This window comes from Streptomyces synnematoformans, from assembly GCF_039531005.1.
GTDB classification, from domain to species: Bacteria; Actinomycetota; Actinomycetes; order Streptomycetales; family Streptomycetaceae; genus Streptomyces; species Streptomyces synnematoformans.
In genome coordinates, this window is the sequence record NZ_BAAAPF010000236.1 from 1 (window position 1) to 11,332 (window position 11,332).

Here is an 11,332-nt window from a genome sequence, read left to right on the forward strand (position 1 = left end):
GGCGGTCGCGGCGGAGACGGGGCTCCGCCCTGACCGGGTGGAGGTGGTGCCGCGGCGTCCGCGTGGCTCTTCGACTCCACCACCAGCACCAGCGCCTCCGTGCTGCGCTCCTCGTCGGGGCAGCCGACGGCGGCGACGGAGTTCGCCCGCAGGCCGTCCACCGCGGCCGCCGCGGACTCGAAGGCGTACGGGTGGTAGTTGGACCCGGCGATGATGACGACGTCCTTGACGCGGCCGGTGACGTAGGTCTGCCCGCCGTCGGTGAAGCCCTGGTCGCCGGTGTCCAGCCAGCCGTCGTCCGCCAGGACCTTCGCGGTCTCCTCGGGCTGGCGGTAGTAGCCGGACATCATCGAGGCGGTACGCAGCAGGATGGTGCCCTGCCTGCGGTCCGGCAGCTCGGCCCCGGCGTCGTCGACCACGCGCAGCTCCATCCCCGTCAGCGGGGTGCCGGAGGAGACCAGCTCCTGCGTGTCGGCGGCGCCCGGCGCGGCCTCGACGACCTCGCCCTCGGCGGCCAGCCGGTCGCGGCTGACGGTGAGCGTGGTGAGCGGCTCGCCGGGCACGCACATGGTCGCGGCCAGGGTGATCTCCGCCATGCCGTAGCAGGGCATCATCGACCGCTCGCGGTAGCCGTACGGGGCCATGCGCTCGGCGAACAGGCGGAGCGTGTTCGCCTGGACGACCTCCGCGCCGTTGCCGGCGACCCGCCAGGCGCTCAGGTCGAGGCCCGCCAGCTTGGCGTCGGGGATGTTCGAGGCGCACATGCGGTACGCGAAGTTGGGCGCCGAGGTGAACGTGCCCCGGTAGCGGTGCATCGCCCACAGCCACCGCTCCGGCCGCACCGCGAACGACAGCGGCGGCATGCTCGCCACAGGCAGGCCGTGCAGCAGCGGGGCGAGATTCAGCCCGATCAGGCCCATGTCGTGGTGCATCGGCAGCCAGCTGACGATCAGGTCGCCGTCGCGGTAGACGTGCTCGCCGATGGCCCGGGCGTTGGCGAAGATCGACTCGTGGGTCAGGGTCACGCCGCGGCTGTCGCCCGTGGTGCCGGAGGTGAACTGCAGCAGCGCGATGTCGTCGGGCTTCGCCTGCGCGGTGGCCAGGTCGAGACCGCCCTCGAAGGGCGGCTCGACGACCGCCACCCCCGCCTCCAGGCACGGCTCCGTCACGGCCTCCAGGAACTCCGGCGCGACGACCACGGCGCGCGGCTCCGCGCGGCTGATCAGCAGCCGCAGCCGGTCGGCCCAGCGCTGCCGGCGCATCGTCGCCAGCGGCGGCTCGCTGACGAACGGGACGGCGCCGAGCAGGAAGCAGCCGTGCAGTGTGGCGTACGCGTCGGCGCCGGTGTCCATGCAGACGCCGACCCGGTCGCCGCGCCGCACGCCGTGCTCCGCGAGGGCCGTCGCGGCGGCCCCCGCGCGCTCGGCCAGCTCCGCCGCGGTCAGCCGCACGGGCTCCGCGGCGCCCTCGACGTACGCCAGGGGCCGGTCGGGGTCGCTGTCCGCCAGGTCCAGCAGCGCCGCGCCGATCGTGGTCGCCGAGGTCATGGCGACCGGCGCCGGATCCGGCTCGGGAAGGAATCCTCCGCGGTCCTCGTGGATTTCACCGGTGGAAACGGCAGTTGACATTCCATACCCCCGAATCGGCTGCCGTGAGCGCAGCATTGAATGGCTGGCTGAGGTGGTTTCATGATGGGCGGCGGATCACCGCGGCGTCAAATCGGATATCCCCAGGTCGAGGCTTTAGCCGGCCGCTAGAACGTCCTTAGTCCCCCCGGACACGCTGGACTGGCCAGAAGAGTGCTGCGCGTTCCCGATTTGCGTGGCCGAAAGTACCGCGGTCCCGTACCGGGATTTCACCGACGCATACTGAAGGAACGGCTCGAAATGTTTGCGCTCGCATTCCCAGGACAGGGTTCGCAGCACAAAGGGATGGGTGCGCAGCTCTTCGAGAGATTCCCGGAAGAAGTCGCCCGCGCGGACGAGATCCTCGGCTATTCCGTCGCGGAACTGTGCCGCGACGACGTCGACGGACGGCTGCAGCACACGGAGCACACGCAGCCCGCGCTCTTCGTCGTCAACGCGCTCAGCCACCTGGCCCACCGCGCCGACGGCGGCGCCGAGCCCGACTACCTCGCCGGGCACAGCCTCGGCGAGTACAACGCGCTGCACGCCGCCGGCGCCTTCGACTTCGCCACCGGGCTGCGGCTGGTCGCCAAGCGCGGCGAGCTGATGTCCCGGGTGTCCGACGGCGGCATGGCCGCCGTCGTCGGGCTGACGGCGGAGCAGGTCGCCGAACTCCTCGGCCGGCCGGACCTGACGAACCTGTCGATCGCCAACTACAACAACCCCACCCAGATCGTGGTCGCCGGACCGCGCGGGGACGTCGAGGCCGCCCGCGGCGTCTTCGAGGAGGCGGGCGCGGGCCTGTACACGGTGCTGCGGGTGAGCGGCGCGTTCCACTCCCCGTACATGTCCGCGATCCAGGGCGAGTTCGCCGAGTTCCTGCAGGGATGCGCGCTCACCGCCCCCGGCGTGCCCGTCGTCTCCAACGTGACCGCCCGGCCGTACGGGGACGACGTCGCCGGCACGCTCGTACGGCAGCTCGACCACCCCGTGCGCTGGACGGACACCGTCCGCTACCTCGTCGCGCAGGGCGTGGCGGACATCAGACCCGTCGGACCCGGCCGGGCGATGCGCGGGCTGATCAAGGCCACCCGACGCGACGAGGAGCGCCGCGCGCGGGAAGCCGCCGAAGCCGCCGCGCAGACACCGGATGCGGCAGCTGACGGGCCGGGCGGCACCCCCGGCGGCGAACTGCGCCTGCGGCGCCCCGAGCGGGACCGCGCCCGCCCCGAGGCCGCCCCGGCCGTGCAGCTGCACCAGGCGCTGCTGAAGGACCTGCGCACCACCGTGGCCCAGGTGCTGAAGGTCGAACCCGCCGTCGTACGCAGCGAGACGGAGCTGAGCGAGCTGGGCTTCGACTCGATCCGGCTCATCGAGTTCGCCGACCTCCTGCGCCGGGACCTCGGCGTCGACCTCACGCCCTCGGTGTTCTTCGAGCACTTCACCCTGGAGGCGTTCGCGCGCCACCTGCTCGCCGAGCACCACGACCTGGTGTCCGCCCGCTACCCCGGCGCGGGTGACGACACCGCACGCCCCGGCGCACGCGGCGCCGGCCGCGCCGAGGACGCCGCCCCGGCGCCGGAGCCGTACCCCGTCGCCGTCGTCGGCCTGTCCGCCGTCCTGCCCGGCTCGCCCGACCTGGAGGGGTTCTGGCAGCGCCTGCTGGCCGGGGACGAACTCGTCACGGGCGTGCCCGAGGACCGCTGGCGCGACTGGGCGGGGACGGAGCGCGCCGCCCGCGCCCACGGCGCCTTCCTCGACGAGGTCGACTCCTTCGACTGCTCCTTCTTCGGCATCTCGCCGCACGAGGCCGAGCTGATGGACCCGCACCAGCGGCTCTTCCTGCAGACCGTGTGGAAGGCGGTCGAGGACTCCGGCCGCCGCCCCGACACCCTCGCCGGCACCCGCACCGGCCTGTTCGTCGGCCTCAGCTCGATGGACTACGCGGAGGTGCTGGGCCACAGCGCCGCCGGACCCCAGGCGCACACCGCCACCGGGCTCTCCCACGCCGTCCTGCCCAACCGGGTCTCGTACCAGCTCGACCTGCGCGGCCCCAGCGAGGCGATCGACACCGCGTGCTCGTCCTCGCTCGTCGCGGTCCACCGCGCGATCCGCAGCCTGCGCGCCGGCGAGTGCGGGCTCGCCGTCGCCGGCGGCGTCAACCTCATGCTCAGCCCCACCCCGTTCGAGTGCTTCGGGCTGGCCGGGATGCTCGCCCCCGACGGCCGCTGCAAGACCTTCGACCGGTCCGCCGACGGCTACGTGCGCGGCGAGGGCGTCGTCGCCGTCGTCCTCAAGCCGCTGGCCGCCGCCGAGGCCGACGGCGACCACATCCACGCCGTGATCCGCGGCAGCGCCGTCGGCCACTCCGGCCGCGCCGCCTCCCTGACCGCACCCAGCCCCGAGGCGCAGGCCGACGTCATCGTCGACGCCTGGCGCGCCGCCGGCCTCGACCCGGCGACCGCCACCCACGTGGAGACCCACGGCACCGGCACCAGCCTCGGCGACCCCATCGAGATCGAGGGCCTGAAGCAGGCGTTCGCCCGCCTCTACGACGCCTGGGGCCACGACGCCCCCGCCGCGCCGCACTGCTCGCTCGGCTCGGTCAAGACCTCCATCGGGCACCTGGAGGCGGCGGCGGGGCTCGCCGGGATGGTCACCATGGTGCAGGCGCTGCGGTACGGGAAGCTGCCCGCCCTGCGCCACTTCGAGCAGCTCAACCCGTACATCCGGCTGGACGGCAGCCCCTTCCGCATCGGCGACCGCGCCGGCGACTGGCCGCGGCACACCGCCGCCGACGGCACCGCCGCCCCGCGCCGCTGCGGCGTCAGCTCCTTCGGCTTCGGCGGCAGCAACGCGCACGTCGTACTGGAGGAGTACGAGCGCGCGCCCGCGGCCGACGAGGCGCCGGGCACCCCGCTGCTGGTCCCGCTGTCCGCCCGTACGCCCGAGGCGCTGCGCGACTACGCCCGCGAGCTGGTCCGCCACCTCGACCGGCACGCGCCCGCCGGCGGCTCCGCCGACTTCGCGCTCACCGCGCTCGCCGACACCCTGCAGCTCGGCCGGGAGCCGATGGAGGCGCGGCTGGCGGTCGTCGCCGAGGACGTCGACGCACTGTACGACGCGCTGGTCCACTTCCTGCGCGGCGAGGACCAGGGCGACACCTGGTGGAGCGGGCAGGCCGCCGGCGCCGCGGACCTCTCGCGCGCCCTGCTCGCCGGGCCGGAGGGCAACACGTACCTCGACGCCCTCGCCGCCGCGGGCAAGACCGCGGCCCTGGCCCGGCTCTGGGCGGCCGGTGCGGACTTCGACTGGGCGCTGCTGCGCGGCGGCCGGCCCGTACGCCGCACGCCCCTGCCGACGTACCCCTTCGAGCGCCGCCGGATCCGCCCGCAGGACCTCGTCCCGCACGTCCCCCTCGCCCCCGGCGCCGCGCAGCCGGCGCCGGCGGCCCCGCCCGTCCCTGCGGCCCTGACCGCCGCGGGGGCGGTCGGGCCGACGCCGAGCGATCCGGGCGCCGCACGGGACGACGTGCTGGCGCATCTGGTGCGGCTGTTCGCCGAGGAGCTGAAGTGGCGGCCGGAGGAGATCGACCCGCGGGCCGGCTTCGACGACCTGGGTCTCAGCTCCCTGCTGGTGGAGAAGCTGCGCCGGCGGCTGGAGGAGCACTACGGGCCGGTCGACAGCGCCACGCTCTTCACGTACAAGAACCTCGAATCGCTGGCCCGCCACCTGACCGCGCGCGCACGCACCCTGCCCGCGCCGCCCCCGGCCCCGACGCCGGCTGCGGCACCGGCCGCGGCCGCGGCACCGGCAGCCCCCGCCGTGCCGGCGGGCACCGGCGACATCGCCGTCATCGGCATCGGCGGCCGCTACCCCAAGGCCCCCACGGTGGCCGACTTCTGGGAGCGGCTGCGGGACGGGGACGACTGCGTCGGCGAGATCCCCCTCGACCGCCCCGGCTACCGGCGCTACGCGGAGCTGGCGCGGGAGAGGTTCGGCGAGGACTGGCCGCGGTGGGGCGGCTTCCTGAACGACGTCGACGCCTTCGACCCGCAGTTCTTCCACATCTCGCCGCGCGACGCCCGCCTGCTCGACCCGCAGGAGCGGCTCTTCCTCACCACCGCCTGGGAGACCCTGGAGGACGCCGGCTACACCCCCGCCGGGCTGGCGGACCCCGGACTCGGCGACGACCGCGGCCCGGTGGGCGTCTTCGCCGGCGTGACGTACAACAACTACCAGATGTTCGCCGGCGGGGACCTGGACGAGGGCGTGTGGCGCATCGTCACCTCGCAGACCTTCTCGGTCGCCAACCGGATCTCCCACCTGCTCAACCTCGGCGGCCCCAGCCTCACCCTGGACACCGCCTGCTCCTCCTCCCTCTACGCCGTCCACCTGGCCGTCGCCGCCATCCGCCGCGGCGAGTGCGCCATGGCGCTGGCCGGCGGGGTCAACCTCTCGCTGCACCCGAGCAAGTACGTGATGCTCGCCGAGGCCGGGTTCCTCGCCGAGGACGGCCGCTGCCGCGCCTTCGCCGCGGGCGGCACCGGCTACGTGCCGGCCGAGGCGGTCGGCGCGGTGCTCCTCAAGCCGCTGGAGCGGGCGGTGGCCGACGGCGACCGGATCCACGCCGTCATCAAGGGCTCGGCGGTCAACAGCGACGGCCGCACCTACGGCTACGGCGTCCCCAACCCCGTCGCGCAGGCCGAACTGGTGCGCGCCGCGCTCGCCGACGCCGGGGTGGACGCGGGCTCCATCGGCTACGTCGAGGCCCACGGCACCGGCACCGCTCTCGGCGACCCCGTCGAGGTCCGCGGCCTCACCGAGGCGTACGCGGACGCCGCCGTCCCGCACCGCCGGGACGGCCGGCCGGCGTGCGCCCTCGGGTCGGTCAAGGCGACCATGGGCCACGCCGAGGCCGCGGCGGGCATCGCCCAGGTCACCAAGGTGATTCTGCAGCTGCGGCACGGCACGCTGGTGCCCTCGCTGCTGCACACCCCCGAACTCAACCCGAACCTCGACCTCGACAGCACACCGTTCGCGGTGCAGCGCGAGACCGCCCCCTGGGAGCGGCCGCTGCTGCCCGGGCCCGGCGGGGACGCGGCCGGCCCGCGCCGCGCGGGCGTCAGCTCCTTCGGCGCGGGCGGCGTCAACGTCCACATGATCCTGGAGGAGGCCCCGGCAGCGCCCGGGCCGGCCGCCGCCGGCGGCGGCGGCCCGCTGGTGTTCCCGCTGTCCGCCCGCACGCCGGAGAACCTGCGCGCCTCCGCCGCCGACACGGCGGCGTTCCTGCGCGCGCTGCAGGCGGCGCCCGGCGCCGACGACCCGGAGAGCCCGCGCCCGGCCGACGTCGCGTACACGCTGCAGCACGGCAGGGAGGCGATGGAGCACCGCGCCGCGTTCACGGCTCGTACGCTCGCCGAGGCCGCCGAGTGCTTCGACCGGGTGGCCGCGGGCGACCACGCGGACGGCCGCGTCAGCGTCGGCCACCGCCCCGGCCGGTCCGGGGCCGCGCCCGCGGTGCCCGCCGACGCCGCGCCGGACCGGGCCGCCGCGCTGTGGGCGGCGGGCGGCACGGCGGACTGGTCCGCCCGGCCCACCGGGGGGCGCCGGGTGTCGCTGCCGACGTACCCCTTCTCCCAGGAGCGCTACTGGCTGGAGCCGAGCGCCCCGACCCCGGTACGGCCGACCGCACCGGCCGTACCCCCCCCCGCCCCGGAGCCGCACCCCGCCCCCGCCCCGGCGGCTCCCGTCCCGGCCGCTCCCGCCGCGCCCGCGCCGCCGGTGCCCGACGCCGCGGCAGCGGCAGCGACGGATCTGCGGGCGTCGCTGGCCGCCGTCCCCGCGAGCGAACGCCACACCGCGCTGGCCGCGCAGATGCAGCGCACGCTCGGCGAGCTGCTGGAGTTCCCGCCCGGCAGCCCGCCGGACCGGCAGCGCGGCTTCTTCGAGCTGGGCATGGACTCGGTGATGGCGGTACGCCTGGGCAATCTGCTGGAGGAGGCGCTGGGCCTGGTCCTCTACGCCGGGGTGGTCTTCGACTACCCGTGCATCGACGACCTCGCCGCGTACCTGCTGGACGAGCTGCGCCTCGACGACGCGCCCGCCCCCGCCGCACCGGCCGCGACGCCGCCCCCGCCGCCGCCCCGCAGGTCGTGCACTACACCGCCGACTGGGAGCCGTCCCCCGCTCCCGAAGGCCCCGCCTCCTGGCTGACCGGGCCCGTCCTCGTCTTCGACGACGACGGCGCCCTCGCCGGGCGCGTACGCCGCCGCCACACCGGCTCCGCCCCCGTCGTCGGCGTCCGCCCCGGCGAGGCGTACGAGGTGTCCGGCGACGCCCGTACCGTACGGGCCGAGTCCGGCGAGGACCACGCCGCGCTCCTCGCCGGCCTCGACGCCCCGCCCGTCACCGTGCTGCACGCCTGGAGCGACCCGCGCACCGCGCTCACCTCGGTCTTCCACCTCAGCCAGGCGCTCCTGCGGCGCGGCCTGCGCGCCCCGGTGCGGCTGCTGCGCGTCCACGCCCACGCCGACGCCCGGCCCGATCCGCTCGCGGAGGCGTTCGGCGGCTTCGCCCGCAGCGCCGACCACGAGAACCCGCGGCTCGTCCAGCAGGCCGTGACCGTACGCACCGCCGCCGGCGAGGAGCCCGCGGACGCCCTGCTGCGCGCCTGCGAGGCCGAACTCGCCGCGGACGCCCGCGCCGCCGCCGAGAACATCCACGACGGCGACGGCCGCAAGGTGCGCCGGCTCCGCGAACTGCCCGCGGCCGCCGGTGCGCCGGGCTCCGAGGCGCCGGCCGGCGTCGCGGTCAGGCCCGGCGGCACGTACGTCGTCACCGGCCGCGCAGGCGGCCTCGGCCTGCTCTTCGCCGAGCACCTCGCCCACCGGGCCCGGGTGAACCTGCTGCTCGTCGGCCGCTCGGCGCTGACCCGGGAGCGCCGGGAGGCGCTGGAGCGCATCGCCGCCCTCGGCGCCGACGTCCGGTACGAGCGCGCCGACGTCGCCGACCGCGGCGACGTCGAGTGGACCCTCGCCGCCGCCCGCAACCGCTGGGGCAGTGTCCACGGCGTCATCCACTCCGCGGGCGTGCTGCGCGACGCGCTGCTGCCCAACAAGACCGCCGACGAGATCGACACCGTGCTCGCGGGCAAGGTGGACGGCGCCGTCCACCTCGACGCCGCCACCGCCGGCGACGACCTCGACTTCTTCATGACCTTCTCCTCGCTGGCCGCGCTCGCCGGCAACCCCGGCCAGGTCGACTACGCCTTCGCCAGCCGCTTCCTGAACGCCTTCAGCCGCGGCCGCGAGCACCTGCGTGCCGCGGGCGAGCGGTCCGGCGCGAGCATCGCGCTGGTCTGGCCGTTCTGGCGCACGGGCGGCATGCGCGTCGACGAGGCCACCGAGGGCTTCGTACGCCGCCGGCTGGGGCTGACGCCGCTGGAGAACGAGGTCGGCGTGGCGGCGTTCGACGCGGCGCTGCGGCACGCCCGGCCGGAGTTCGGCGTCGTGCACGCCGAACGCGACAAGCTGCAGCGCGTGTTGCGCATCGAGCCGCCGGCGGGCGGGCCCGCGGAGCCGCGGCCCGACGCGGCCGTCGGTGCCGGCTCCGGCGGCAGGGGCGCCGCCGCCAAGGGCGATTCGACGGTGGAGATCGAGCTGAAGGGCGTCCTGGCGGAGCTGGGGCTGTGACGCACGCGGGAGAGGAAGCGCGATGACGGACAAAGCCCTGCTCAGGCGTTCCCTGGACGCCGTACGCACCCTCCGCGAGGAGGTGGAACGGCTGCACGCCCGGGCCGAGGAGCCCATCGCCGTCGTCGGCCTGGGCTGCCGCTTCCCCGGCGGCGCGGACGGCCCGGAGCGGTTCTGGGAGCTGCTGCGCGAGGGCCGCGACGGCATCGTGGACGTACCGCACGACCGGTGGCCCGTCGACGGCTGGTACGCGTCCGACCGGAGCGAGCCCGGCACCTCGTACACCCGCCGCGGCGGGTTCCTCGCCGAGGGCGCCCACGCCTTCGACGCCGGGTTCTTCGGCATCACCGACGCCGAGGCCCGGGACATGGACCCGCAGCACCGGCTGCTGCTGGAGACGAGCTGGCAGGCGCTGGAGAGCGGCGGGCTGCTGTCGGGCACCACCGCCGAGCGGCGCGTCGGCGTCTTCGTCGGCGTCTCCGGCTCCGAGCACACCCTGCTGCCCCGGCAGCCGCGCGACGCGGGCCCGTACACCGCCACCGGCTCCGCGATCAGCGTCGCGGCGGGCCGCGTGGCGCACACCTTCGGGCTGCGCGGCCCGGCCCTCGCCGTGGACACGGCGTGCTCGTCGTCGCTGCTCGCCGTCCACCTCGCGGTCGCGAGCCTGCGCCGCGGCGAGTGCACCGCCGCCCTCGCCGGCGGGGTCAGCGCGCTGATGTCGCCCGCCGTGATGGTCGCGCTGTGCCGGATGGAGGCGCTGGCCGAGGACGGCAGATGCAAGGTCTTCGACGCGGCCGCCGACGGCTACGTACGCTCCGAGGGCAGCGGCATGGTCGCCCTCATGCGCGCCTCGGACGCCGCCGCCGTACGGGCCCCGGTCCTCGCCCTGATCCGCGGCTCCGCCGTCAACCACGACGGCCGCACCAGCGGCCTGACCGTCCCCAACGGCCGGGCGCAGCGCGAGCTGATCGCCGACGCGGTGGCGGCGGCCGGGATCGAGCCGCGGGCCGTAGACTATCTGGAGGCGCACGGCACCGGCACCTCGCTGGGCGACCCGATCGAGGTGCGCGCCGCCGCCGACGTGCTCTGCGCCGACCGCGACCCCGAAGAGCCGCTGCGCGTCGGCGCCGTCAAGTCCAACATCGGGCACCTGGAGGCCGCCGCCGGGGTGGCCGGCCTGATCAAGACCGTCCTCGCGCTGCGGCACGGCGAGATCCCCGGCGGCCTGCACCTGGACACCCCCAACCCCCGGCTCGGCGTCGAGCGGCTGCCGGTGGCGCTGTGCGACCGCACGTCGACCTGGCCGCGCCGGGGCGACGGCCGGCCCCGTACCGCCGGCGTCAGCTCCTTCGGCTTCTCCGGCACCAACGTGCACGTCGTCCTCACCGAGCCGGACGCCGCGGTGCCGCGCGCCGCCGGGCCCGAGCGCCCCGCGCACGTCTTCGCCCTCTCCGCGCGCGACCCGGAGGGCCTGCGCGAGTCCGCCGCCCGGCACGCCCGGTGGCTGGCCACGCACCCCGACGCGGCCCTCGCCGACCTCTGCCACACCGCCACCGCCCGCCGGGCGCACTTCGCCCACCGCGCCGCGTTCGTCACCGCCTCGCGCCACGACCTCGCGCACCGGCTGACGGAACTCGCCGCGGGCGCCGGGCCCGAGCCGGCCGTCGGCCGGCGGCAGACCGCGGCGGCCGAGGCCGTCGGCGCCCGCGGCTCGACCCCCGCACCGCCGGTCGCCTTCCTCCTCGGCGACACCGGGGCCACCGCGGAGCGCGTCACCGAGGCGCTGTACGGCACCCACCCCGGCTTCCGCGCGCACCTCGACCGGTGCACGGCCGAACTGCGGCCCCCGGCCGCCGCGCTCGACGGTGGCGTCGGGGCCGCGCTCACCGCGGACCTACGGACCGTGGCCTGCCAAGTCGCACTGGTGCGCACGCTCGCCGACTGGGGCATCGCCGCCGGCGCCGTCGCGGGCGGCGCCGCACCCGGCGACCTCGCCGCCGCCGTCCTCAGCGG

Annotated in this window: 4 protein-coding genes; 3 read left to right on the forward strand and 1 reads right to left on the reverse strand. The window is 76.2% G+C overall.

All coding sequences use genetic code 11. The features are described from left to right. Positions 1-1,547, reverse strand: a 1,547-nt coding sequence (locus ABD317_RS26880) for an AMP-binding protein (RefSeq protein ID WP_344292815.1), incomplete at its 3' end; no start/stop codon positions are given. Between the two features lie 384 nt (positions 1,548-1,931). Here ABD317_RS26880 and fabD point away from each other — a divergent pair. The 3 genes from fabD to ABD317_RS26895 form a co-directional block, all read left to right on the forward strand. Continuing rightward, on the forward strand, positions 1,932-7,841 hold the full coding sequence (gene fabD / locus ABD317_RS26885; RefSeq protein WP_344292817.1) for an ACP S-malonyltransferase: 5,910 nt from the start codon (positions 1,932-1,934) through the stop codon (positions 7,839-7,841). Beyond that, the gene (locus ABD317_RS26890; protein WP_344292819.1) at positions 7,781-9,319 is read left to right on the forward strand and encodes an SDR family NAD(P)-dependent oxidoreductase; all 1,539 of its coding nucleotides are present in this window, start codon (positions 7,781-7,783) and stop codon (positions 9,317-9,319) included. The genes fabD and ABD317_RS26890 overlap by 61 nt, the downstream gene beginning before the upstream one ends. Before the next feature lie 22 nt (positions 9,320-9,341). Then, positions 9,342-11,332 (forward strand): type I polyketide synthase (locus tag ABD317_RS26895; protein WP_344292821.1); only part of this gene is annotated, 1,991 nt, incomplete at its 3' end.